The sequence below is a fragment of the Streptomyces wuyuanensis genome (genome assembly GCF_900103455.1).
GTDB classification, from domain to species: domain Bacteria; phylum Actinomycetota; class Actinomycetes; order Streptomycetales; family Streptomycetaceae; genus Streptomyces; species Streptomyces wuyuanensis.
Genome location: NZ_FNHI01000002.1, coordinates 480,559 through 506,826, shown reverse-complemented (window position 1 = coordinate 506,826; position 26,268 = coordinate 480,559). Strand labels below are relative to the sequence as shown.

Annotated in this window: 13 protein-coding genes; 6 read left to right on the top strand and 7 right to left on the bottom strand. The window is 70.0% G+C overall.

From position 1 onward, the window contains the following. Positions 1–122: 122 nt before the first annotated feature. Positions 123–2,525, bottom strand: coding sequence for an endopeptidase La (lon, locus tag BLT82_RS05335; RefSeq protein ID WP_093652617.1), 2,403 nt, complete (start codon positions 2,523–2,525; stop codon positions 123–125). Between the two features lie 269 nt (positions 2,526–2,794). On the opposite strand from lon, the gene BLT82_RS05330 reads away from it, so the two are divergent. Next, positions 2,795–3,355 (top strand): GNAT family N-acetyltransferase, encoded by a 561-nt coding sequence (locus tag BLT82_RS05330; protein WP_342029396.1) that lies wholly within the window; start codon positions 2,795–2,797, stop codon positions 3,353–3,355. Between the two features lie 156 nt (positions 3,356–3,511). Here BLT82_RS05330 and BLT82_RS05325 read toward each other — a convergent pair whose 3' ends face one another. After that, positions 3,512–4,261 carry a rhomboid-like protein gene (locus tag BLT82_RS05325; RefSeq protein ID WP_208867708.1) on the bottom strand — a complete coding sequence of 250 codons (750 nt, stop codon included), beginning with the start codon at positions 4,259–4,261 and terminating at the stop codon, positions 3,512–3,514. A gap of 123 nt (positions 4,262–4,384) precedes the next feature. Here BLT82_RS05325 and BLT82_RS05320 point away from each other — a divergent pair, with 123 nt between their 5' ends. The 4 genes from BLT82_RS05320 to BLT82_RS05305 all read left to right on the top strand — a co-directional run bounded on the left by BLT82_RS05320 (position 4,385) and on the right by BLT82_RS05305 (position 11,091). Continuing rightward, complete coding sequence (locus tag BLT82_RS05320; protein ID WP_093652616.1) at positions 4,385–5,080, top strand: spermidine synthase; 696 nt, start codon at positions 4,385–4,387, stop codon at positions 5,078–5,080. Positions 5,081–5,163: 83 nt separating this feature from the next. After that, positions 5,164–5,907, top strand: coding sequence for a response regulator transcription factor (locus BLT82_RS05315; RefSeq protein WP_093652615.1), 744 nt, complete (start codon positions 5,164–5,166; stop codon positions 5,905–5,907). After that, the gene (locus tag BLT82_RS05310) at positions 5,904–6,995 is read left to right on the top strand and encodes a sensor histidine kinase (RefSeq protein ID WP_093652614.1); all 1,092 of its coding nucleotides are present in this window, start codon (positions 5,904–5,906) and stop codon (positions 6,993–6,995) included. Before BLT82_RS05315 ends, BLT82_RS05310 begins: the two co-directional genes overlap by 4 nt. A gap of 292 nt (positions 6,996–7,287) precedes the next feature. Further along, positions 7,288–11,091 carry a multifunctional oxoglutarate decarboxylase/oxoglutarate dehydrogenase thiamine pyrophosphate-binding subunit/dihydrolipoyllysine-residue succinyltransferase subunit gene (locus BLT82_RS05305; RefSeq protein ID WP_093652613.1) on the top strand — a complete coding sequence of 1,268 codons (3,804 nt, stop codon included), beginning with the start codon at positions 7,288–7,290 and terminating at the stop codon, positions 11,089–11,091. 122 nt (positions 11,092–11,213) lie between these two features. Here the strand turns inward: BLT82_RS05305 and BLT82_RS37760 are convergent, their stop codons facing one another. From BLT82_RS37760 to BLT82_RS05285, 4 genes are all read right to left on the bottom strand, one after another. Then, complete coding sequence (locus BLT82_RS37760; protein ID WP_244291836.1) at positions 11,214–11,528, bottom strand: DUF6191 domain-containing protein; 315 nt, start codon at positions 11,526–11,528, stop codon at positions 11,214–11,216. 101 nt (positions 11,529–11,629) lie between these two features. Beyond that, positions 11,630–12,211, bottom strand: a complete 582-nt coding sequence (locus BLT82_RS05295; protein ID WP_167745963.1) for a T6SS immunity protein Tdi1 domain-containing protein — start codon at positions 12,209–12,211, stop codon at positions 11,630–11,632. A gap of 309 nt (positions 12,212–12,520) precedes the next feature. Next, complete coding sequence (locus tag BLT82_RS05290) at positions 12,521–12,787, bottom strand: hypothetical protein (protein WP_093652703.1); 267 nt, start codon at positions 12,785–12,787, stop codon at positions 12,521–12,523. Next, positions 12,787–19,665: an RHS repeat-associated core domain-containing protein gene (locus BLT82_RS05285; RefSeq protein ID WP_093652611.1), complete on the bottom strand. Its 6,879-nt coding sequence runs from the start codon at positions 19,663–19,665 to the stop codon at positions 12,787–12,789. Before BLT82_RS05285 ends, BLT82_RS05290 begins: the two co-directional genes overlap by 1 nt. A gap of 276 nt (positions 19,666–19,941) precedes the next feature. Between BLT82_RS05285 and BLT82_RS05280 the strand changes: the two genes are divergently transcribed. Continuing rightward, positions 19,942–23,088, top strand: a complete 3,147-nt coding sequence (locus BLT82_RS05280; RefSeq protein WP_107490231.1) for a VCBS repeat-containing protein — start codon at positions 19,942–19,944, stop codon at positions 23,086–23,088. A gap of 176 nt (positions 23,089–23,264) precedes the next feature. Here the strand turns inward: BLT82_RS05280 and fxsT are convergent, their stop codons facing one another. Continuing rightward, complete coding sequence (fxsT, locus tag BLT82_RS05275) at positions 23,265–26,258, bottom strand: FxSxx-COOH system tetratricopeptide repeat protein (protein ID WP_093652610.1); 2,994 nt, start codon at positions 26,256–26,258, stop codon at positions 23,265–23,267. Between the last annotated feature and the right edge of the window lie 10 nt (positions 26,259–26,268).

The following is a 26,268-nucleotide window of genomic DNA, read 5'->3' as shown; positions in this document are numbered from 1 at the left end:
CAACGCCCTCCCCGTACGCGGCCACGCCCCGCGCCGCGGGCCGGGAAACGCGGTGGCCGTGCGCCGCCCGCGGGGAGCGGGTCGGCGCACGGCCACCTGGACGGGGAGCTTGTCCGCGCGGACTACGCCGCGGCCGGCACCGGCACCTCGGCCGGGGACAGCGCGATCTCCAGGACCTGGCGGACGTCCGTGACGGGGTGGACCTCCAGCTTCTCCAGGACCTCGGCGGGGACGTCGTCCAGATCGGCCTCGTTGCGCTTGGGGATCACGACGGTGGTGATCCCGGCGCGGTGGGCGGCGAGCAGCTTCTGCTTCACACCGCCGATGGGCAGCACCCGGCCGGTCAGCGACACCTCGCCGGTCATGGCCACGTCCGTGCGGACCAGCCGGCCGGAGAGCAGCGACGCCAGCGCCGTCGTCATCGTGATGCCCGCGCTCGGGCCGTCCTTCGGGACCGCGCCCGCCGGGAAGTGGATGTGCGCGCCGCGGTCCTTCAGATCGCCGACGGGCAGCTCCAGTTCCGCGCCGTGCGAGCGGAGGAAGCTCAGCGCGATCTGGGCGGACTCCTTCATGACGTCGCCGAGCTGGCCGGTCAGGGTCAGTCCGGAGGCACCGGTCTCCGGGTCGGCCAGCGACGCCTCGACGTACAGGACGTCGCCTCCCGCGCCGGTGACCGCGAGTCCCGTGGCCACTCCCGGCACCGCGGTGCGGCGCTCGGCCGGGTCCTGGGCGGACTCGGGCACGTGGTGCGGCCGGCCGATCAGCGCGCGCAGGTCGCCGTCGGTGACGGTGAACGGGAGGGCGCGCTCGCCCAGTTCGTGCTGGGCCGCGACCTTGCGCAGCAGCCTGGCGACCGCCCGCTCCAGATTCCGCACGCCCGCCTCACGGGTGTACTCGCCCGCCAGCCTGCGCAGCGCCGACTCGTCGAGGGTCACCTCGCCCGGCTCCAGACCGGCCCGCTCCAGCTGACGCGGGAGCAGGTGGTCGCGGGCGATGACGACCTTCTCGTCCTCGGTGTAGCCGTCGAGCCTGACCAGCTCCATCCGGTCGAGCAGCGCCTCCGGGATGGCCTCCAGGACGTTGGCCGTGGCCAGGAAGACCACGTCGGACAGGTCGAGCTCGACCTCCAGGTAGTGGTCGCGGAACGTGTGGTTCTGCGCCGGGTCCAGGACCTCGAGCAGCGCCGCCGCCGGGTCACCGCGGAAGTCGGAGCCCACCTTGTCGATCTCGTCGAGGAGGACGACCGGGTTCATGGACCCGGCCTCCTTGATCGCGCGGACGATCCGGCCCGGCAGCGCGCCGACGTAGGTGCGCCGGTGACCGCGGATCTCCGCCTCGTCCCGGACACCGCCGAGCGCGACGCGGACGAACTTCCGCCCCATCGCGTGCGCGACGGACTCGCCGAGCGAGGTCTTGCCGACGCCGGGCGGGCCGACCAGTGCGAGGACGGCGCCGCCCCGCCGGCCGCCGACCACGCCGAGCCCGCGGTCGGAGCGCCGCTTGCGCACCGCCAGGTACTCGGTGATCCGTTCCTTCACGTCGTCCAGGCCCGCGTGCTCGGCGTCCAGGACGGCCTTGGCGCCCCGGATGTCGTACGCGTCCTCCGTGTGCTCGTTCCACGGCAGTTCGAGCACGGTGTCGAGCCAGGTGCGGATCCAGGAGCCCTCGGGGCTCTGGTCGCTGGCCCGCTCGAGCTTCTCGACCTCCTTGAGGGCGGCCTCGCGGACCTGCTCCGGAAGGTCGGCGGTCTCGACCCGGGACCGGTAGTCGTCGGACTCGTCGCCGTCGCTCTCGCCGTTGAGCTCGCGCAGCTCCTTGCGCACGGCGTCCAGCTGGCGCCGCAGCAGGAACTCGCGCTGCTGCCTGTCGACGCCCTCCTGGACGTCCTTGGCGATGGACTCGGCCACGTCCTGCTCGGCGATGTGCTCGCGGAGCTGCTCGGTGGCGAGCTTGAGCCGGGCGACCGGGTCGCTGGTCTCCAGCAGCTCGATCTTCTGCGCGATGGACAGGAAGGGCGAGTAGCCGGCGTTGTCGGCGAGCGTCGGGACGTCGTCGATCTGCTGGACGCGGTCCACGACCTGCCAGGCTCCGCGCTTGCGCAGCCAGCTGGTGGCGAGGGCCTTGTATTCCTTCACGAGCTCCGTGACCGAACCCGGCAGCGGGTCGGGCATCTGCTCGTCGATGAGGGTGCCCTGGATCCAGAGGGCGGCACCGGGGCCGGTGGTACCGGCACCGACGCGTACCCGGCTGTGGCCCCGGATCAGAGCGCCGGGGTCTCCGTCGGAAAGCCGTCCCACCTGCTCGACGGTGCCGAGCACGCCGGTGGCGGCGTATGTGCCGTCGATCCGGGGGACGAGCAGCACCCGCGGCTTTCCGGGCTCCGCTCGAGCTGCTGCCTGGGCGGCCTCCACCGCGGCCCGGACGTCGTTGTCCGACAGGTCGAGCGGTACCACCATTCCGGGCAGCACGACCTCGTCGTCGAGCGGCAGCACAGGCAGGGTGAGCGGTGTGGGCGTGGCAGCCATGATCTCCCCTTCGGCAGTCAAGTTGAGTTACACCGACTCAATGCAGAGGAGGTCGCCGATGTTCCCCCGGGTTGTTCGCTGTGAGCGATACCACCCACCACCTGGGTGATCAGCCGGATGTAATAGCCTCATGACGCAAGGATCCATTACACAGGCCATTCGGGCCTGGGTCGACGGCTGGGTCGTCTCACGCGGGGCGGCGGAGCCGCTGGCCGAGCCCTGGGGGCCTCACGGTGGACGTGGGCCACCCCCGGCACACGACCCGCCACGTGCTGACCGACAACAGCGAGACCACCGTCCGCAGGGTCGCCGCTTCGGCAGGGGTTCCCGGACGGTGGCTCAAAGTGTTCGAGGAGGAGGGGCGGGTCCTGGAGTGGCTGGGCCCGGACTGGAGCCCCGACGAGCCCGGTTTCCTGATGACGACGCGCCTGGAACGGCAGGCCGCGCCCCCGCCCGCCGCGCCGGAGGGGCACCGGCTGCGCGTCTGGACGAGGGACGGGGTCACGCGTGTCCTGATCACGACCGCGGACGGCGCCTTCGCGGCCCGGGGGCAGATCGCCACGACCGGTACCACGGCCGTCGTCGACCAGATCGAGACGGCCGCCGAGCACCGGCGCAAGGGCCTCGGCTCCCTGGTGATGCGCACGCTGCAGCACTCCGCGGCCGGACGGGGCGCCATCTCCGGCGTCCTCGGGGGCACGCCCGACGGACGGGCCCTGTACGAGTCGCTGGGCTGGCGCACGATCGCCCCGCTGGTCAGCGTGTACTACGACCCGGCACCGCCGCCCTCGGCAGGGACCGGCGCGGCCGGGCCGGCGCCGGACGCCTGAGGACCGCGTGCAAGGGCGGGGCCTGCCCTCCGCCGACCGGGCGCCCCGCCCCGCCCCTCCCCCGGCCGGGCAGCGCCGCGCCCCTCCACTCCCCTCCCCGGTTCGCTCCGGCTCGTCCCGGTCACTCGGCTCGTCCCGGCACTCCCGTCACCCCCGTCACGCCTGCTCCTGCGACTCCTCCCGGCGCCGCTGCTCCCGGACGTGTGCCCACCTGCGTACGAGGGGGCCGTCGGCCAGGCCGGTCAGCAGGGCCAGGGGGTGGCCCCAGTTGCTCAGCGGGTCCTCGTAGGCGAGCAGGTCCAGCAGTAGGAGCGCCGACACGCCCGCGAGCACCGCGGTCCGCGGCAGTGGCCGGAACAATGCGGTCAGCGCCCCCACGCTCGCCAGCAGACCGAAACTGATTCCGTAGTCGAGCCGGTGCAGTGAGGTCTCGGGCAGCCGCCCGGCCATGACCCAGAGACCGACCGGGATCTCGGTGGCGAGGGTGGCGGTCACATGACCGGCCAGGAACACCGCGGCCGCCCGCAGACCGCCCACCCGGCGCTCCAGCGCCGTCAGGACGAGGACGAGCCCGAGGGCGTACGGGGAGGCGAGCCCGCCGGCGACCCACAGAGCGCTCGCGAAGAGCACGAGCAGCGGCACCGTCGCCAGATGGGCGACGTCCGTGCTCGAACCGTGCAGCAGGACCGAGACGGTGGCCGGGTCGCCGTACCGGGCGTACAGCGAGGTCCCCAGCAGGACCAGCGCGTACCAGAACGTGAACGGCGTGCCCCGGGGGTCCGGGACGAGCCGGGCCGGCCGGGCGGCCGCGCGCGCACCGGTTGCGGGCGCTCCCCCGCCCCGGGGCGCCTGACCGCCATCGGTGCGATCCGTCCCGGCGTACCGCGATGCTCCAAGCCGTCGCATCGTGCGAAGCCCCCTCCGTCCCCCTTGCCCCGCCCCGTGACCCGGGCCGCGCGACCACCGCCCGCGACGTACGTGGCCCCGGCCACGCGGCCGGCCGGCCGGCCACGGATAGCCTGGGCGTCCATGGAGCCTCTCAGCCATACCACCGCCCCCCGGACCCTCGACCGGCGGGAGGGGCCGTACGGCGAAGTCGTCCTGCGTGAACGCGGTGGCCCCGGCGGGGAGATCCACGAGATCATCGCCAACGGCTGCTTCCTGATGGACACATCGGACGGCCGCTCGGAACGCCTGCTCATGGACGCCGCGTACGGGGCGCTCGGCGGCAGGCCGGACCCGTCCGTGCTCATCGGCGGACTCGGCGTCGGCTTCTCGCTGGCGCGCGCGGCCGCCGAGCCCGGCTGGTCCCGGATCACCGTCGCAGAACGGGAACAGGCGATCATCGACTGGCACCTGTCCGGCCCGCTGAAGCACATCTCCGCGGCGGCACTGGCCGATCCGCGCACCACGGTCCTGCGCGCGGACCTCGTGGCCCATCTCCATAACACTTCGGACACGTATGACGCGCTCTGCCTCGACATCGACAACGGTCCGGACTGGACCGTCACCGAGGACAACCACAGCCTGTACTCGCCGGACGGACTGGCTGCCTGTGCACGGTGTTTGAGCCCCGGCGGGATACTCGCCGTCTGGTCGGCGCAGCCTTCCCGGAATTTCGAAGACTCATTGCGGAATGCCGGATTCAGCGGGGTAAGAACCGAAGAGATCCGGGTTGCCCGAGGCGTACCCGACGTGGTTCATCTGGCAGTTCGCCCTGCGTAGCCGGGACCTGGTCGGTGCCTTTACGCTGCCTACCTGACACACCGATCTACACGCAGCTCGCAGTGCGCGACAGGGGCGGGGCGATGGAGCAGACACACACCAGCAGCAACGGCGCGGCGGCACACACGACCGGAAGTGCCCAGCGCCGGGTGCTGGTCGTCGAGGACGACACCACCATCGTCGACGCCATCTCCGCCCGTCTGCGCGCCGAGGGCTTCCAGGTCCAGACCGCGACCGACGGCCCGGCGGCCGTCGACGCCGCGGAGGCCTGGCAGCCGGACCTGATGGTCCTCGACGTGATGCTGCCCGGCTTCGACGGCCTCGAGGTGTGCCGCCGGGTGCAGGCGCAGCGGCCCGTGCCGGTGCTGATGCTCACCGCCCGCGACGACGAGACCGACATGCTGGTCGGGCTCGGCGTGGGTGCCGACGACTACATGACCAAGCCGTTCTCCATGCGCGAACTGGCCGCCCGGGTGCACGTCCTGCTCCGCCGGGTGGAGCGCGCCGCGCTGGCCGCCGTGACGCCGCGCAGCGGCATCATGCGCCTCGGCGAGCTGGAGATCGACCACGCCCAGCGCCGCGTGCGCGTCCGGAACGAGGACGTGCACCTCACGCCGACCGAGTTCGACCTGCTGGTCTGCCTGGCGAACACCCCGCGTGCGGTCCTCTCCCGCGAGCAGTTGCTCGCGGAGGTCTGGGACTGGGCGGACGCCTCCGGCACCCGCACGGTCGACAGCCACATCAAGGCGCTGCGCCGCAAGATCGGCGCAGAGCGGATCCGTACGGTCCACGGCGTCGGGTACGCGCTGGAGACCCCGGCGCCATGATCCGGCAGAGCCGGTTCCGGACCCGGCTGGGGGCGGTGGAGATCTCGATCAAGACCAAGCTCGGCGCCCTCGTCGTCGTGGCGGTACTGATCACGACCGGGCTGGCGCTGGTCGCCTTCCGCACCGGGGCCGAGCTGCGCTACATCACGGTCTTCGCCATGATCACCACGCTGCTGATCACGCAGTTCGTGGCTCACGGGCTGACCGCCCCGCTGGACGAGATGACCACCGTCGCGAAGTCGATCTCCCACGGCGACTTCACGCGCAGGGTGATCGGCGACGGCCGGCGGGACGAACTCGGCGACCTCGCCTCCACGATCAACCGCATGGCGGACGACCTGGAGGCCGTGGACCAGCACCGCAAGGAGCTGGTCGCCAATGTCTCGCACGAGCTGCGCACCCCCATCGCGGCGCTGCGCGCGGTGCTGGAGAACGTCGTGGACGGCGTCTCGGCCGCCGACCCCGAGACGATGCGCACCGCCCTCAAGCAGACGGAGCGGCTGTCCCGGCTGGTCGAGACGCTGCTCGACCTCTCCCGGCTGGACAACGGCGTCGTCACACTGAAGGCCCGGCGCTTCGAGGTCTGGCCGTACCTGTCCGGGGTGCTGAAGGAGGCGAACCTGGCCGCCGGGCAGCGCAGGCTGTCCTCCGGTTCCGGCAGCCACACCCGCAAGGACGTCCATCTGCACCTGGACGTGTCGCCGCCCGAGCTGACCGCGCACGCGGACGCCGAGCGGCTGCACCAGGTCGTGGCGAATCTCATCGACAACGCGGTCAAGCACTCCCCTCCGCACGGCAGGGTCACGGTTCGTGCCCGCCGGGGCGCCCAGGACGAGTCCTTGGACCTCGAAGTTCAGGACGAAGGTCCCGGGATCCCCGAGTCGGAGTGGCACAAGGTCTTCGAGCGGTTCAACCGGGGCAGCGCCCCGTCGAAGCACAGCTCGGGCAGCGACGGGGGCACGGGCCTGGGCCTGGCCATCGCGCGCTGGGCGGTGGAGTTGCACGGCGGCCGCATAGGCGTGGCCGAATCGACGCGCGGCTGCTGCATCCGCGTCACTCTTCCGGGAATCCCCTCGTCGCGCGGTTGACGTAGGGTTCGAAGAGGAGCGAAGCCCGTGGCGAACCGGACCGGCGCGTCCTGCGTCCATACGTCCGGGGAGCAGGACAGGGCTGCGGCCCGCGGGGCCGCAGCCACGTTCCGCCGTACCCAGTCCGTAGGGAAACCGCGTTTGTTTCCCGCCATTTCCTACGTCGAAACCGGCTGTCAGGTGTGACTTAGGCGACGATGACCACGCCCGGCCTGCACCTCCCCGCCGCGTAGGCGTAGCCTTTATTTCCGCTGTCCATCACCTTGTGAAGCGGAAGAGGGCGGTTGCCGCCGTGTCGTCTCAGTCCCCCAGTAACTCGAGTACTTCGACCGACCCCGACGGGCAGGGGAAGAACCCCGCCGCCGCGTTCGGGGCCAATGAGTGGCTCGTCGACGAGATCTACCAGCAGTACCTCCAGGACCCGAATTCGGTCGATCGCGCCTGGTGGGACTTCTTCGCCGACTACAAGCCGGGCGGCGGGGCCACCACCGAGGCCGCGCCGGCGCAGCCGGCCGCAGCGGCCGATCAGACGCCGGGCACCGCACAGGCTCCGGCGCCCACGGCCCCCGCCGCGCAGGCTCCCGCCGCGCAGGCCCCGGCTCCGGCGGCCCCCGCGCAGCCCGCCGCCCCGGCCCCGGCTCCGGCGAAGCCCGCAGCCCAGGCGAAGCCCGCAGCCGCCGCTCCGGCCAAGCCCGCCGCCAAGGCCGCTCCGGCCGCCGAGGCGCCCGAGGGCCCGGAGATGCTGCCGCTGCGCGGTCCCTCCGCCGCGGTCGCGAAGAACATGAACGCCTCGCTGGAGCTGCCGACGGCGACGTCCGTCCGCGCGGTCCCGGTGAAGCTGCTCTTCGACAACCGGATCGTCATCAACAACCACCTGAAGCGCGCCCGGGGCGGGAAGATCTCCTTCACGCACATCATCGGGTACGCGATGGTGCAGGCGATCAAGTCCATGCCGTCGATGAACTGGTCGTACGGCGAGAAGGACGGCAAGCCGGTCCTGGTCAAGCCCCCGCACGTGAACCTCGGCCTCGCCATCGACCTGGTGAAGCCGAACGGCGACCGGCAGCTCGTCGTCGCGGCCATCAAGAAGGCCGAGACGATGAACTTCTTCGAGTTCTGGCAGGCCTACGAGGACATCGTCCGCCGCGCCCGCAGCAACAAGCTGACGATGGACGACTTCACCGGCGTCACCGTCTCCCTGACCAACCCCGGCGGCCTCGGCACCGTCCACTCCGTGCCGCGGCTGATGCCCGGGCAGTCGGTCATCATGGGCGTCGGCTCGATGGACTACCCGGCCGAGTTCCAGGGCACTTCCCAGGACACCCTGAACAAGCTGGGCGTCTCCAAGGTCATGACCCTGACCTCGACGTACGACCACCGGGTCATCCAGGGTGCCGCGTCCGGCGAGTTCCTGCGGATCGTCGCCAACCTCCTCCTCGGCGAGGACGGCTTCTACGACGACCTCTTCGAGGCGCTGCGCATCCCCTACGAGCCGGTCCGCTGGCTCAAGGACATCGACGCCTCGCACGACGACGACGTCACGAAGGCCGCCCGGGTCTTCGAGCTGATCCACTCCTACCGGGTCCGCGGCCACGTCATGGCCGACACGGACCCGCTGGAGTACCGCCAGCGCAAGCACCCCGACCTGGACATCACCGAGCACGGGCTCACCCTGTGGGACCTGGAGCGCGAGTTCGCGGTCGGCGGCTTCGGCGGCAAGTCGATGATGAAGCTGCGCGACATCCTCGGCGTCCTGCGCGACTCGTACTGCCGCACCACCGGCATCGAGTTCATGCACATCCAGGACCCGAAGCAGCGCAAGTGGATCCAGGACCGGGTGGAGCGCCCGCACGCCAAGCCGGAGCGCGAGGAGCAGCTGCGCATCCTGCGCCGGCTGAACGCGGCGGAGGCCTTCGAGACCTTCCTGCAGACCAAGTACGTCGGCCAGAAGCGCTTCTCGCTGGAGGGCGGCGAGTCCGTCATCCCGCTGCTCGACGCGGTCATCGACTCGGCGGCCGAGTCCCGCCTCGACGAGGTCGTCATCGGCATGGCCCACCGCGGCCGGCTGAACGTCCTGGCGAACATCGTCGGCAAGTCGTACGCGCAGATCTTCCGCGAGTTCGAGGGCAACCTCGACCCGAAGTCGATGCACGGCTCCGGCGACGTGAAGTACCACCTGGGCGCCGAGGGCACCTTCACGGGCCTCGACGGCGAGCAGATCAAGGTCTCGCTGGTCGCCAACCCGTCGCACCTGGAGGCCGTCGACCCGGTCCTCGAGGGCGTCGTCCGCGCCAAGCAGGACATCATCAACAAGGGCGGCACGGACTTCACCGTCCTGCCTGTCGCCCTGCACGGCGACGCGGCCTTCGCGGGCCAGGGTGTCGTCGCCGAGACCCTGAACATGTCGCAGCTGCGCGGCTACCGCACCGGCGGCACGGTCCACATCGTCATCAACAACCAGGTCGGCTTCACCGCCGCCCCGGAGTCGTCGCGTTCGTCGATGTACGCGACCGACGTGGCCCGCATGATCGAGGCGCCGATCTTCCACGTGAACGGCGACGACCCGGAGGCGTGCGTCCGTGTGGCGCGGCTGGCCTTCGAGTTCCGCCAGACGTTCAACAAGGACGTCGTGATCGACCTCATCTGCTACCGCCGCCGCGGTCACAACGAGGGCGACAACCCGCAGTTCACCAACCCGCAGATGGTGAACCTGATCGACAAGAAGCGCTCGGTGCGCAAGCTCTACACCGAGTCCCTCATCGGTCGCGGCGACATCACGCTGGAGGAGGCCGAGCAGGCGCTGCAGGACTTCCAGGGCCAGCTGGAGAAGGTCTTCGCGGAGGTCCGCGAGGCCACCAGCCACCCGGCCCCGGCCCATGTCCCGGACGCCCAGGCCGAGTTCCCGGTGTCCGTCACCACGGGGATCTCCCAGGAGGTCGTCAAGCGGATCGCCGAGTCCCAGGTCAACGTGCCCGACAACATCACCGTCCACCCGCGACTGCTGCCGCAGCTGCAGCGCCGTGCGGCCTCGGTCGAGGACGGCACGATCGACTGGGGCATGGGCGAGACCCTCGCCATCGGCTCGCTGCTGATGGAGGGCACCCCGGTCCGGCTCGCCGGCCAGGACACCCGCCGGGGCACCTTCGGCCAGCGCCACGCGGTGCTGGTGGACCAGGAGACCAACGAGGACTACACCCCGCTGCTCTACCTGTCCGACGACCAGGCCCGCTACAACGTCTACGACTCGCTGCTCAGCGAGTACGCGGCGATGGGCTTCGAGTACGGCTACTCGCTGGCCCGCCCGGAGTCGCTGGTCATGTGGGAGGCCCAGTTCGGCGACTTCGTCAACGGCGCCCAGACCGTCGTCGACGAGTTCATCTCCTCGGCCGAGCAGAAGTGGGGCCAGACCTCCGGCGTCACGCTGCTCCTGCCGCACGGCTACGAGGGCCAGGGCCCGGACCACTCGTCCGCCCGCCCGGAGCGCTTCCTCCAGCTGTGCGCGCAGAACAACATGACGGTCGCCATGCCGACGCTGCCGTCGAACTACTTCCACCTGCTGCGCTGGCAGGTCCACAACCCGCACCACAAGCCGCTCATCGTCTTCACCCCGAAGTCGATGCTGCGTCTGAAGGCAGCGGCGTCCAAGGTGGAGGAGTTCACCACCGGCGGCTTCCGCCCGGTCATCGGCGACGACTCGGTGAACGCCGCCGACGTCCGCAAGGTCGTCTTCTGCTCCGGCAAGGTCTACTACGACCTGGAGGCCGAGCGGCAGAAGCGCGGTGCCACGGACACGGCGATCATCCGCCTGGAGCGTCTGTACCCGCTGCCGGGCGCGGAACTGCAGGCCGAGATCGCCAAGTTCCCGAACACCGAGAAGTACCTGTGGGTCCAGGAGGAGCCGGCGAACCAGGGTGCCTGGCCGTTCATCGCGCTCAACCTGATCGACCACCTGGACCTGGCGGTCGGCGCGGACATCCCGCACGGCGAGCGCCTGCGCCGCATCTCCCGCCCCCACTCGTCGTCCCCGGCGGTGGGCTCGGCGAAGCGGCACCAGGCGGAGCAGCAGCAGCTGGTCAACGAGGTCTACGAGGCCTGACGCCGCCGAGGCGGTACGTGACGGAGGGCCCGGCCCCACGCGAGCGATCGCGAGGGGCCGGGCCCTCCGGCGTGTGGGCGACGGGCCGCTGGGGCGAGTGCGCCCACCGCGAGCAGTTCTGTCTACTCAGCGCCCTCGGCGGCCCGGGCCGCTTCGGCGTTCTTGCCATCCCCGGCGTTCTTGCCATCCTCGGCAGCCTTGGTGTGCTCAGCGCCCTCGGCGTTCTTGTCGCCGTCCTCCGGCTCCCCCTCGGCGGAACGCGCCTCGTCCCGTGCCGCGGGGACCCGGATGAGCACGACCCCACTCCCGAGGTCTATCGGCCCGCGCCCGGGATCGGCGTCACCGGCCTCCTCCAGCGTGAGCTCCTGACGCCGCCGCTCCTCCTCGGTGTGCCGCCGCCCAGGAGCGAACAGCTCGTTCAACGCACCGCCGAACATGGTTGCTCCTGTCTGTTTGGGTTGCCCCTCATCGTACGAACGGTTGCGGGGCTGTGGAGAGGACGGAGGCGTGCGGTGCCCCACAGCTCGACGGCTGCGGCTCAGCTCTCCCTCAGCTGCAGCGCGATCTGCGCGCACAGCTCGACGTACACCTGGCGCCCGGTGAGCTCCAGGTTCGCCACATCGTCCGCCCCACCGAGGCTCAGCGGCACCTTGTACCCGACGACCTGGTCGAACCCGACGGGTCCCGCGCCGGGGTTGGCCTTCCGCCACTCGTCGAAGTAGTCGAAGGCGAGCGCGTCCTCGTCCTCGTCGGCGACCACGACCCAGAAGTCGTCGAGCCCCAGATCCGTGGTGTAGTGCTCGCCCTCCTCCGGATCCACCATGATCACGTACCGGGGCCGCGCCTCGGGATCACGGACGTCGAACAACAGCTCACGCCCGCTCCAGTCGAAGGCGAAGGGGAAGAAGCGCCCTTCCAGCCCTCCGATCAGCCGGGCGCACAGCGCGTACGACTCATGCGCGGAGGCGGGCGTGTGCAACCGCAGAAAGCCTTCGGCGAGCGTCCGGCCGGCCATCCGCCCGAACACCGCGGCGAGCGGCGCGGGCACATGGTGCTCGCGCTCAGCGGGCTCGACCGCTCCCGTCTCCGGGAAGCGACGCACGAGGATGTCTAGCGACATGTTCACTCCAAGCGAGCCGGTCTCCACCACCATGTGGGGGCCGGCCCCTTCGCCGTATGACGCGACTACTCGTCCTAAGAATCGTCAGGAAGCAGACCGTTGAACACATCGACCGGCTTCTCGACAGTGTGCCCCGTTGCGTCGGGCTCGTCGAAACCGTCACCGTAGCCGATCCGGACGAGCTCGTCGGACAGGAATAACGGGGTCTCGGCGATCGCCTGCCCGGGTTGATGTTCATGTGGCAGGGCCCGGCCTCACGCGTGAGGCCGGGCCCTTCATCCACTGGTCGCGCTCACGCGTACGCGGCCGTCAGTCCTCTTCCTCGTCGAGGAGACCGAGAACGTCGGGAAGATCCGCCATCGCCTGACGCCGCTCGGGGTTCTCCTCCAGCTCGGCCAGCTCGACCAGCATGTCCGCAAAGGCCCGGCGGTCCTGCTCGCTCAGGTCGTCGAGCAACGCGCTGGCAGGCTCCAGAATGTCCGTCGCGACGTCAGGGTCGATGGCATCGTCATCAGAGAGGTCGATCGAGACAACGATACTCGCGAATGCCCTGGCCAGGACTCTGTTGAGTTCCATCACTTGGGAACCACCCTTACCTTGATGTTTGTAATCAGCAGCGCCCCGAGCATTCTCCGCGCTCGTCTGGCCTCGGCTGCGGTGGGGACCTCCCACCGCCCTGTATAACCGTTCTGCTCCAGTGCCAGCGACTGGTTCAGGGCTTGACGCCACGTCTTGTTGAAGAACTTGATGCTGAGCTTGCGGTCGACGAGCACACCGTTCTGAGCGTCAAAGCCGTCGAACTTGACCTGGGAGAGACTCTTCCCGTTCTCCTTGTAGTACTGGAGTGCGGGCGCATAGCCGGTCCTGGAGCCTACAGCACCGTCGTCGTACTTCCGGGCCGCGCTGCTCATGCTGGCGTTCTCCTTGACCCAGTGGATCTCGCCGTCGCAGTTGTGCGTGAGGACCGGCTTGATGCCAGCGATCACGTAGAACGTGTGGATGTCGTTCACGGTCAGATTGCGGACCGTGGCGCGCTCGGTGCGCTTCTGGACCGACTCCACCCGGATCCACTCTCCGGTGGGCGACTGCAGCCATTGGCCGCCGCGGAGCTTGCCCGCGTCGACCCAGTCCTGCATTGCGGGCACCCAGAGCGGGTGGTTGTCCGTGGCGGTGAGCTTCACGACCGTTCCAGCCTCACCGGCCTTGCCGCCGTGGAACCTGAAGCTGATGTCGACCAGCTTCTTGGGGCCCTTGCCGACGATAGTCGCCGAGACCGTCTTGCTCCGTGTCTCGCCGGTCCTGGGGTCCGTCGCGAGCACCTTGTCGCCAGTTCTCACCTTGTCGATGGGCTTCTTGGACCCGTCAGCCATCAGGACGAGAGTGCCAGGCACGAAGCTGTTTCCGCCTCCCACCTTGCACGCGGTGGCCTGCACCTCCTCCTGGACCTGCTCCTGTACCTCCTTGCGGGCCTGCTTGACCACCTTCTTGACGACCGAGGGCTTCGGCTTCGGCTTCGGAGCGCTGCGTGGCTTCGGCCTCGGCTTCGGGCGGGACGCGGCCTTGCGCGCGGCTGCACGCCGAGCAGCGGCTCGCCTGGCGGCCGCACGAGCAGCCTTTGCCCGAGCCTGTGCCGCGGCACGCTTGGCCGCGGCACGCTTGGCCGCCGCGCGAGCAGCGGCACGCTTGGCCGCGGCGCGCTTGGCCGCAGCTGCCTTCCGGGCCGCCTCGCGACGCGCCTTCGCGGCAGCACGCTTGGCCGCCTCGATGGCACGCTTGCGGGCCAGGGCCGCGGCACGACGCGCCGCCGCCTGAGCCGCCTTGCGGGCCGCGATGATCGCCGCGCGGCGGGCCGCAGCACGAATGGCCGCCTGAATGGCGATACGGGCCGCGATACCGATCAGGATCGGGAAAAACTGCCCGTCAGGGTCGGAGAACGTGACCGGCGCGTTGTTGCTGTAGGCGTACGGGTTCATCGTCGCGGGCTGCGTGTAGTCGACCAGAGGGTCGACCGAGATGAACCTCCCGGTGGTGGGGTCGTACTCACGGGCGCCGAGCGTCGTCAGTCCCGTGTCCTTGTCCACCGTGCCACCGACGAAACCACGCTGGCCGGGCCAGGCTGCCGGCGCTCCACCGCGCTCTTCACCGAACGGCATCAGCTTCCGCCGGGTCACGGCCATGTCGGCGGCGACCATGTCGACGGCAGTGTGGGAGGAGCCGTTCTGGTCGGACAGCAGCACCTGTCGCACACCACCAGTCGCTCGGACAGTGATCACGCCGTCGGGGTGGCCGTAGAACCGCTCAGCGGTCTTCTTCGTCAGATCGGCGCTGATCGTCAGCTCGGCGTCACCCAGGTACAGCGTTTTGCTGCCGTCCGGACCGACACGGATCAGACGCTCACCACCGGCGTCGTAGAGGTAGGAGGTGGTCTTGGTACCGCCGCCCTCCACCGGCTCGGTGACCTTCCGCAGCTCTCCCTCGGCGTCCCACTCCAGGGTCTGAGTGGTGCCGCCGTTCTGACGCCCGGTTGTGTTGCCCGCCTGGTCGTAGGCAAACGTGTTCAGCCGCTCGCCCTCGGGGCCGACCGACTTGACCTCAGCCAGAGCGCTCGGACCGCCGACACCTGCCTTGCCGTAGGTGTAGGTGCGGGTGACGTCCTTGGTCGTGTCACCAGTCGTGTCGTGCTCGATGAGCTTCGTGCGGTTGCCCGCAGCATCGAACTCGAACGACTGCCAGTAGGCGTCCGGGCCACCGACCGTGTCCTTCGAGGGCGCGGCCGTGCAGTCATCGGTCTTGGCCGTCCACGCAGAGGTCATCTGGCGCAGCTGGTTGTGGACAAAGCACTGCGTATCCGTCACGCCGCTGTCAGGCGCTGCCTCACCCGGGGTGTCGGTGATCTTCGTGACGTTGCCCGCGGCGTCGTATGAGTAGCGGGTGTCGCTGATGCGTCCCGGGGCGATCGAACGGTCGAAGGTGGACTGGGTCAACCGTCGAGTGAACTCGTCGTAGATGTAGCTGCCGTACACCTTCTTGGTGGCCGGGCCCGCCTCGGTACGCAGAACCTCGCCAAAAGCCGAGTATTCGACCTGGTTGAGGTAGGTCGAGGCGCCGCCGATGGAGATCGGCAGGTCGTCGGCGTTGTACCGGAAGACCACCCGCTCGGTGGTGAGCCCGCCGACACCCGGCACCTCGGCCCACGCCATGTTGCCGGTCGGCGTGTAGGAATAGTTGTACGTGTACGTGCCGTTGAGGCCCACTTCCTCGTCCGGGATGACGGTCTTCGTCGACTTGACCCGGTAGGCGGGGTCGTACGCGGTCACCTCCTCACGGTAGGCCTTGGCCCCGTCGTAACGAATCGAAGCCGTGGGCAGGCCCTTGAAAAGAGTGTCGTACGTGAACTCGACCCGCTTCGGCCCGGCCTCGTTCCCGTCCCTGACGGTCGTGACACGGCCAGCCGCGTCATAGGTCGTCACAAGCGTGTTGCCACGAGCATCGGTGGTCGACACCACGCTGTCCGAGTTGTCGTACCGGTAGGTCGTCTTGCCACCGTCCGCGTCGGAAGACGAGGTCTGCCGTCCGCGCTTGTCATATTCGAATGACGTCACCGCCCCACCCGGCGCGGTGATCTTGGCGACGTTATCCTGGTCGTCGTACTCGTACTTGGTGGAGCGCCAGGCGCTGCGATCGTCCTTGGTGTACTCACGCAGCTCCACGACGCGCCCCTCGGCGTCCTCGATTGAGGCCGTGACCGTGTCGCCCTTCGGCGGAATCGTCGTCGAGACGTCCCCGTCGCGCTCCGTCGTCGTGCGGAGCTTCTCCACGCCCCGGAAGTACGTCACCTCGGCGACGGGCTCGCCCATGCCGTTGAACGTCGTCCGGTTCTGCGACGGGACCTCGTTGTCACCGACCTGGAGGAGCTTCGCCTCGGGCTCCAGGTCGTTGTAGTAGCCGTCGTTCTCCTTCCACTTGCGGCCGGCGGTGTCGTAGAAGGTGTCGTTGACGATGCGGCCGGCGCCGACTGCCTCGTCCTGGGTCTGCCGCTCACGCAGCAGGCCGTCGAGGATCTCGTAGGAGACGGCGTACTGGCCGTTGTCCTTGAGGGTCTTCGTCGTGACGATCGTCGGGCCGTCGCGGCGCACGGTGTAGCCGTACTCCGCGGTCGGCGTCTGCGTCGCCGGGTCGCGGTCGATCTCCCAGACCTTCAGCAGCCGGCCCAGCGGGTCGTACTGCATCGTCGCCTTCTTGCCGTTGGCGTCCGTCTCCACGAGCGGCATACCGCGCACCGCGTCGAAGTCGGTCGTCTCGGTGTGGCCCAGCGGGTCCGTGGAGACCTGCTTCGTCGGGCGGGCGACCGTCGCCGGGGTGTACGTCACCGAGGTCTTGCGGTTCTCGGCGTCCCAGGTCGCCGTCTCGCGGCCGTGGATGTCGTACTCGGTCCTGTCGATCGTGATGTAGCCGGTGCCCTCGGCGTTCAGCTCCTGGACCTCGGTCGCGAGACCCTTCGTGGGCGCGGCGCCGAAGGCCAGGTTGTCGTAGAGGGTGCGGGTGTCCTCGATGACCTCGCCGCCCGTGGTGCCGCAGGCGCCGAGGGTGGTGAGTTCGCGGGACTCGGACTCCAGCAGGTACGCCGCGGTGTTGCGGGCGTACGTGGTCGTGGAGCACATGCGCTTGCCGCCGGGCGTCGTCTCGTCCACCTGGTACGGCAGGCCGTAGCTGTCGTACTTGGTGGTCTCGGTCGACGTCCGCCAGGTCTCCCCCTTGACCCGCTCGCGGGTCCGGACGGTCTCCGGGCGGGTCATCCACGCCTCCAGCGGCGTGGTGCCGGTGCGGGCGCGGGTGGCCGTCTTCTCCGACCAGGCGGTGGTGAGCGTCGAGGAGTCGACGGCGCCGCCGTCGGACTCGTAGGTGATCTGCTCGCGCAACTGGCCCTGGTACTGGGGCAGGTCGTTGACGGTGCCGCCCTGGGAGTCCTCGATGACCGAGGTCCGGGTGCCACTGGGCAGCTTGTCGCCGTGCATGCCGCGGAAGTAGCGGTGCTCGGAGAGCTGCTTGACGTCGTCGCCGGCGCCGAGGCGGGTGCGGACCCGCTCGTAGCCGCGGTACTGGGACCAGGTGCGGTGCTTGTTCTCGGTGAACTCGCTCTCGTCGTAGGCCCAGGCGGCGCCGCCGATGAACTCGTACGAGGTGACCTTGGCCGGGCTGTCGGTGACCAGGTCCTCCTCGCGCACCTCGGTGACGAGGTACTTGTGGAACCAGTCCTGGACGGGCTTCAGCGCGCCCTTGGGGGTCCAGTACTGCGGGAAGCAGCGCATGGTGTTGGTCTCGGGCGAGGCCGGCATGCGGCGCGGTTCCAGCACCTGGCAGTCGCGCGGCGAGTAGGACACGCCGATGCGGCCGCCGGTCTCCGTGTCGATCGCGTTGATGCGCAGTCGCGAGAAGGGCGGCAGGCCCTCGACGCCGTCGACGCGGTTGTCGAGCTGGACGCCCGAGAAGCTGACCTTCGGCATGGCCGCGGACGAGCCCGCGCCGTGGCCCGTGCGGGTGATGGAGTCCAGCCAGAGCGCCGGTGACGTGCCGTCACCGGTGTCCGGGTAGGAGCTCTCCAGCGCCCAGGAGTCGACGTTGGTCAGCGCGGACCCGGCCAGCACCTGCGTGCTGATCTTGGTGAGGCGCTTGGTGGACCAGAACGTCGGGGAGAACTTGTCGGTGCACTGGGCACCGGACTTGCACTCCTGGTCGAGCGGGGTGTCCGGCCAGCGCGAGGCGTTGGCGGTGGTCCGCTTGGACTCCGCGCAGTCGAACGTCGCGTTCGGGATGCAGCGTTCGGAGACGGTGAAGGAGACCCGGCCGGCGGGCTGCGCCGAGAACAGGGTGTCCGAGCGCTGGCCGTAGTCGATGCGGGCCAGATCGGCGGAGCGCACGTACGAGATCTGCTGGTCGGCCTTCATGTTCTGGCCGTAGAAGTTCGTGTGCTTGTTCCACCACAGGGTCATGGCGTCGCCGAGCGGGTCGACGACGTAGTCCAGGTTCCAGCGGTAGGCCTGGGTGCAGTCGGAGTCCATGAACGCCGTGGCGTGGCAGGGCTCACCGGGGTGGTTGCCGAACACCGGCACGGTCAGGGCCGAGTTGGTGGTCTGCGTCGTGGCGTTCGGCAGCTTGTTCAGACCGAAGTGGTACTTGACGCCGTCGGTGCCGGTGACGATCCAGTACTCGCCGTCCTTGGTGCCGTTGACCGCGCCGGTCTTCTGCTCGATCTTGGTGCCGTCGTCGTCGGCGGGGCGCCACTTGCCGGTGGCGTCGTCCTTCACGAGCTCGGTGGTGTTGCCGCCCAGCGACATCACCACGTGGTCGGAGCCCCAGCACAGGTCACCGTTGTCGGTGGTGTTGTTCGGCGCCTTGTCGTCGACCTTGCCCTTGTCGTCGGAGCAGGAACGGTACTTGCGCTCGATGAAGCCGGGCTCGTAGTCCCAGCCCTCGGCGACCCACGACGACTGGGCGTTCGTGGACGCGGTGCGGCCGTCGACGGACTGCGAGGAGTACGAGAGCTCGATCTCCGGCTGCGGTCCGCCCGGGACCTCGGGTGCCTCGATCGGGTACGTCCACGAGAAGCCGCCGGAGGAACTGCCCGCCATCCAGGAGCCCGACGGCGACAGCGAGGTCGCCTCGTGGCTGCCGCCGGGACCGGACGCGGCCGCGGTGGCGGCGAGGACCATCGGGGCGGCCGCGGTGCTGCGGGCGGCGAAGCCCTGCACGGGCGCCGAGCCCAGGTCCACGGTGGCGTCGACGGTGTGGGCCGCCGGGTCGTTGGAGCCGCGCAGCTCGGTGCGGGTGCGGCACTCCGCCTTCTGCGGGGTCGTCAGCGCACAGGCGGGCAGCTGGACGAGGCGGAGCCGGGAACCCCAGTCGCCTCCGAAGGTGTCCTTGACGGCCGAGTAGTCGAGCTCGACCTCCACGGCGCCGGACGCGGCACCGGCGGTGCCGTCCTCGGCTGCCGCCGGGGTGGCGGTGAACAGGACGCCCTCCACACCGGCCCTGCGGGCCGTGGCGGCATCCTTGACCTGGACCCGGGCGGCGGAACCGGCCGCGGCCTTCGGCGCCTTGGTCCGGGCGCCCTTCGACCGCGGGGCATCCTGCGCCTGACGAAGCCGCACCGGCAGCTTCGCGAGCGCCTCCGGGGCCTTGCCGAGCGCGGAGCCGCCTGCGGCTCCCAGGCGCTGCCTGGCGGCCTTCTTCGGAGTCTTGCCCTGCGGGTCCGTGACCTGGACCAGGTAGTCGCCGGCCGGGACCTTGCCCAGCGACGGCTGCCAGTCCTTGGCCGCGGCGTTCCTGGCCTCGCGACGCTCCTTGGAGAACGCCCGGCCGGCGACCGAGCGGTCGCGCTTGAGTTCTTCGAGATCCGTGCCACGGCCTGCGGCGGCCGCCGGATCGTCCGGTATCAGAGTGATCATCATCGCCATGAAGGCGACGAAGGAAACGGATCTATGCCAGTGCCCCAAGTAGCGCAACTGGCGTAGGAATTGTTGCACGAGCTACCCCCACCCTACGCAACTGAACAGTTGATCGACGTGACCCTAAGGCGCGAGATCTCTGCCTGCAACACAGTCCTTTGCAATGACACAACCCCTCGTTTCGCCACAAGTAGGCAAAACCCTGTCGTCAGGTCCCGTGTACTGTTCCGCCGGAGTCGCTTGAGATCGACTTCACGACTGAACGGACCTGGGGGGTTCAACTACATGTCAGAGATAGGTGCGTGGAGACGGGGGGCGACACGGACCGCGCGCACGGCGCTCGTTGCCGCTCTCGTCGGAGGCTCGCTTGGCCTCACCCCGATCGGACTCACCTCCTCGGCCGCCGCCGAGGACAAGACCTCCTCCGCTCCGGCCGGTTCGGAGGCACACGCCCTGCGGCAGGCCAAGGAGACCGGCAAGCAGGTCGAGGTGCTCTCGGAGCGCAGTGAGACCAGCGAGACGTACGCCCTGCCCAACGGCAACCTCCGCCGTGTCCAGCACTCCGTCCCGCAGCGCGTGAAGCGCGAGGGCGCCTGGACCCCGATCGACACCACACTGGCCGAGGTCAGGGGGCGTGTCGCGCCCAGGGCCGCGGCGGGGAACGTGACCTTCTCGGCCGGCGGCGCCGACCCGCTCGTGGTCCTCACCGACCAGGGCCGGAAGATCTCCCTGAGCTGGCCGAAACCGCTGCCCGAGCCGGAACTCGAAGGCTCCACCGCCACGTACCGCGAGGTGCTGCCGGGTGTCGACCTCGCGGTCGCCGCCGGTGTGGACGGCTTCAGCCAGGCGCTGATCGTCAAGTCGGCCGCAGCGGCGGACAATCCCGAGCTCGCCACCATCGACTTCGACCTCAAGGCCGATGGTCTGACGCTCAGGAAGGACGCCGCGAGCGGCACTCTGACCGCCGTCAACCCGGTCGGGCAGACCGTGTTCGCGACGTCGACGCCGCGGATGTGGGACTCCTCCGGCTCGGAGGATTCGACCGCGGCGCAGACCGCCACGGCGCCCGCGGCGCGAACCGCCTCCGCGAGGACGCTGTCGGCGACGACGACCGCGCCGTCCGCCACCGCCGCCGCGCAGGAGGAGACCCCGACCGATCTGACGCCCGGCACCAACAGCGCGGACGTCGGGGTCACTGTGGCGGGCGGCCAGCTCACCCTGACGCCCGACCAGGAACTGCTGGACGACCCCGGGACCACGTACCCGGTCTACATCGACCCGCGGATGACGGGCACCCGCCAGGCCTGGACCATCGCCTACAAGCCGCACCCCAACAACAGCTACTGGAACGGCACCGGCTGGAACGGCGGCACCACCAGCGAGGCCCGCGTCGGCTACGAGAGCTCGACCGGCGGCACCGCCCGGTCGTTCTTCCGGGTCGACTCCAAGTTCCTGGCCGGTGTAAAGGTGATCGACGCGCAGTTCCAGATCACCGAGACGCACTCCTGGTCCTGCACCGCGAAGCCCGTCGAGCTCTACCTGACCGGCTCCATCAGCTCGTCCACCACATGGAACAAGCAACCGTCCTGGTCCACTCGCCAGGACAGCCGCAACTACGCACACGGCAACGAGTCCTTCGGCTGCCCGGACAAAGCGGTCGACTTCACCGCCAAGGACGCGGCGGTCAAGGCCGCCGCCAGTAAGTGGACCAACATCACCTTCGGTCTTCGCGCCCCGCAGAGCGCGGAGGACAACAAGGACGCGTACAGCTGGAAGAAGTTCAAGCCAGACGCCAAGCTGATCGTCGACTTCAACCGTCCGCCGAAGGCGCCGTGGGCGCTCGACACGATCCCGAGCACCAAGGTCAGTGCGACGGAGTGCGGGAACGGCTCCTCGTACGTGACACTCGGCAACACGGATGTGACGCTCACGGCCCAGGTCTGGGACCCGGACGGCGGTGACGTCAACGTCCAGTTCCATCTGTGGGCGACCGGCAAGCACGACGTGGCGCCCGGCGTGTTCTTCGACAAGAAGGTCAAGGTCACGGTCTCGGCCAAGAACTCCGCGGGAGCGCCAGCCCGGGTGATCGTTCCCAAGGCGCTGCTCGATCAGCACAAGGGCGCCTCCAACGGCCAGTTCTCGTGGAAGGCCCAGGTCGAAGACGTCGCCGACGCGGGCTTCGCCTCCGACTGGACTCCCACTCAGGGGGCTCCCGGTTGCCGCTTCGGGTTCGACCCGACCGCACCGTCGGTGATGCCGACCGTGCAGTCCAAGGAGGACGTCTACCCGGAGAACGCCGAGGGTGCGCTCGCGCGCACTCCCGGTCAGTTCATCCTGGGCGCCAACGGCGTCGGCGACATCGCCGAGTACAAGTGGGGCCTGGACCGCACGCCGCCGAACAACTCCGCCAAGCCCGCGACCGCGGGAGGCGATGCCGAGATCACGGTGACACCGCTCACTCCCGGTCCGCACACCCTGTACGTGCAGGCCTTCGACGCCGGGAAGAACGCGGGACCGATCTATCCGTACCGGTTCTACGTCAGGAGCCCCGGTGTGATGGACAAGCCGGGTGATGTCAACGGCGACGGCCTGCCCGACATGTTCGCGGTGGACGGCACCGACAATCTGCGGCTGTACGGCGGTACGGGCAACGGCGCGGTCGCGAACGCCCTCCCCCTCTCGTCGGGCGGCGGCTGGTCGGACGCGCTGATGACCCACCGCGGTGACTGGACCGAGGACTTCTACGAGGACCTCGTCGCCCGCAAGTCCGACGGCAAGCTGTGGCTCTACCCGAACAACGGCCAGGGCGAGTTCACCGAGGACACCAAGCAGGAGGTGTACGTCTTCCCCGACGACGAGACGGGTGTCCCCACCGACACCTCGGCGGTCAAGCAGATCGTCTCCGTCGGGGACATCACCCCGAACACGGAGAGCTACAACCCCGACTTCGTCGCGGTCATAGGCGACCAGCTCTGGTTCCTTCCCGGCTGGTCGGGCGGATCCCTCGAGTCGGGCTACCTGATCGGCAACTCGGGCTGGGCCGCGATGACGCTCGCTTCCCCCGGCGATGTGGACGGCGACGGCTTCGTCGACCTCGTCGCCCGGGACAACTCCTCCGGTGCCCTCTGGGTCTACCACGGCAAGAGCAGGGGGGACGCGGACGGCGACGGCGTTCCGGACGGCGGCACCGATCCGGCCTCGCTGGGTGTCGGCTCCGGCCGCACCCAGTACGCGAGCGGCTGGACCACGGCGACGCGACCTCTGGTGACAGCGAGCGGTGACTCCAACGGGGACGGCGTGCCCGATCTGTGGACCACCACGTCCAACACCACCGCCGGGCTGGAGTTCGTGCCGGGTCGCAGGACCGGGCTGGTCGGCACTCCTTCTGTCGTCGGCGCCGGCGGCTGGCAGGCGATCAAGGCGATCTCCTGACACAGGACGGGCGGCGTTGCCGACCGGTCCGACGGCCGGTCGGCAACGGCTCCGCCGGGGCACATCCGCACCGGCGGCCGGAGTCCTGAAGTCCCGGGGAAAGAGGCCCGGCCCCGCGGTGCGCGCGGGGCCGGGCCTCCCGCTGTCGGAGCGGTTCCCGGCCCGGAAACCCCGGATCAGATGGTCTGCGGTTCGAAGTCCCAGTAAGGCCGGTTGCGAGAGCGGGCCGAGACCGTGTGGACGTGCTGGGGACCCAGCGTCGCGGCGAGGTCCCCGAGCGCCTCCGACTCGATCTTGTCGGCACGCTGCCGGTCCCTCAGGGCGCGCAGATCGGCCGCGTGGGCGATCCGGGAGGACAGCGTCAGCGGATGGGTGCGGCCCAGTGCCTCGACCGCCCGGTCGATGGTGACGCGGGTCAGTTCGGCGGCGCCTTCGGGGTCACCCACCAGATTGCGCAGCGCGGAGGCGTTGACGGCGCAGCCGAGCGTCCAGGGGTGGTTCTCGCCGACGGCCCGCGTCATGTCGCCGAGGGCCTCCTCGACGAGCACGTGGGCCTGCTCCCGGTCGCCGACGTTGCGCAGGACGAGGGCGTGGTTCCCCCGGGTCCCGGCGACGTACGGATGGCCCTCGCCGAGCATCTCGGAGTAGATGGCGACGACCCGTGCGCTTATGTCCCTGGCCTGGTCGATGTCGCCGTGCTCCCGGGCGAAGCAGCACTGGCTCGCGGAGAACATCACGGTCAGCGGATCGGCTTCGCCGAGCACGCGCTCCGCACGCTCCAGGATCCGGGTGAACATCTCCTCGGCCTTGGCGCGCTCGCCCATGCGGTAGTGGCACAGGGCCAGATTGTGTTCGGCCCGCAGGGTCTGCGGGTTGTCCCGGCCCAGGACGAGCCGGTGCACACGGACGCTCTGCGCCTGGAGGGACTCGGCCTCGTGGTAGCGGCCGAGGAGACGCAGGTCCGTGGCGTAGTTGATCTCCGAGTAGAGCGTCCAGTTGTGCCGGGGGCGCAGCAGCTGCCTGCGCGCCTCCAGGGTGCGGCGGTTCAGCTCCAGGGACTCGCCGTAACGGCCGAGCAGGCGCAGGGACATCGCCATGTTGTTCTGGGCGTTGAGGGTCCGGGAGTCCTGCTCGCCAAGGAGTTCGCGGTAGGCGTCGAGGATCCACTGTGACAGCTCCAGTGCCTCCTCGTACCGCCCGAGCCCGCGCAGATCGGCCGCCAGACCGCCGGCCGCACGGAGGTGCTCCAGGTCGTCCGGGCCGCGCTCGTTGCGCAGATGGTCCGCGGCGGCCCGCTCGATGGCCTCCGTGCCCGCGTAGTCGCCGACGGCGCGCAGCAGGTTCGCGTAGTGGTAGCTGAGGTCCCAGATCCTCGGGTGCGTCTCGCCGAGGAGGGCGCGCCAGGCGGCCATGGCGCGTTCGCCGAGCTTGATGCCGGCGCGGTACTCGCCGGACAGGTACATGTAGCGGAGGCAGTTGAGGACCAGGGTGTGGACCGCCGGGTCCTCACTGGCCAGGGCGTCGGCGTACTTGAGGTGCGGGGTGATCTCCGCGTACCGCGGCCAGAGCCGGGTGTCGGTCGGGCGTCCCGGGTCGGCGCCGGCGAGGGCGCGGCGGACGACCTCGACGAACTCGGCCGCGTTCCGCTCGGGCATGTCCTTGCGGACGATCTGGTGGACCATCCGGTGCAGGTACAGCGACTCCCCGGAGGTGGACGCCTCGTCCGCCAGGGACTCGTGCGACTCCAGCCGCACCACCGAGTACTGGCGCAGCTGGGCGATCGCCCGGTTCCACAGCAGCGGGTCGTTCATCAGCCCCGACAGGGACTCGGGCATGGTTCCGGACGGCATCTCCTTGAGCAGCCGCACGGGTACGGAGCCGGGGGCGAAGAAGGTGCACAGGCGCAGCAGGTCGACGGACTCCGGGACGGTCTCGCGGAGCTTGTTCAGCAGTATCGACCACGCCGTCTGGAAGGCCAGCGGGAAGTCGGCGGAGACCTTCACGACGTCCTGGTCGATGCCGCCTTCGAGGAGCTCAATGTACTCGTCCACCGACATGTCGGAGTCGTTGAGCCAGCCCGCCGTCTGGTCGAGGAGGAGCGGCAGGTCCTCCAGGGCCGCCGCGAGCTGATCGGCCTCGGTGTGGGTCAGCCGGGGGGCGCGGCGGCGGATGAAGGCGACCGACTCCTCGCGGTCGTAGACCTGCACCTCCAGCAGATTGCTGTTGTGCTCGCTCCACTCCGGGTTGCGGGAGGTGATCAGGACGTGGCCGGGGCCGGTCGGCACCAGGTCCCAGATGTGCTCCGGCTCGTCCGCCCCGTCCAGGACGAGCAGCCAGCGCTGGTACGGCTCGCCGCGACGCAGGGCGTCGCGCACGGCGCGCAGCCGCTCACCGTACTCGGCACCGGTGGAAAGACCCAGGGCCGGGGCGAGTTCGGCGAGCTTCTGGCGGTAGGTGACGCGCTTCTCGGCGGAGACCCACCACACGACGTCGTACTCGGAGCCGAAGCGGTACACGTACTCGGCGGCGAGCTGGGTCTTGCCGACACCCGACATGCCGTGCAGGGTCACCACTCCGGCGCCGGGGCCGGCGTCCTGGAGGGCGTGGTAGGCGGAGTTGAGCAGGCTCTCGCGGCCGGTGAAACGGGTGTTGCGGCGCGGGACGCCGCCCCACACCTCGGGGGTGTCGGCCGGGTAGCGGGGGCCCGGCCGGCCGCCGGCCGGAGCGACCGGCTCGGCGGGCAGGTCCAGCCGGGCCAGCAGCCGGCGCTCGGCCTCGTCGGCGCCGACGTTGGTGAGGTCGGCGGCGGCGAACACGGCGGTGGCGGCGGGCAGCGTGGAGGTGGTGATGGAGACGGCGGCGAACCGGTCGGGCTCGGCGGCGACGACGTCGCGCAGCGCCCGGTTCCACTCCGCGTGGCTGCGCGGGCCCAGCTGGAAGTACCAGTCGCTGAGCAGGACGAGGATCCGGCCGGGGGCGAGCATCAGGTCCCGCAGGTTCTCCTCGAGCGGGGTCTGCACGGGCGGGTCCCAGCGCTGGAACACCACGCGCATGCCGCGCCGTTCGAGCCGGTCGCCGACCCAGGCGGCCCAGGCGCGGTTGAATCCCGCGAAACTGATCGTGACGGTCTCTGTCCCGGTCGCTCCAACGGGCTTGCGCGCTGCGGGCATTCAACCGTCT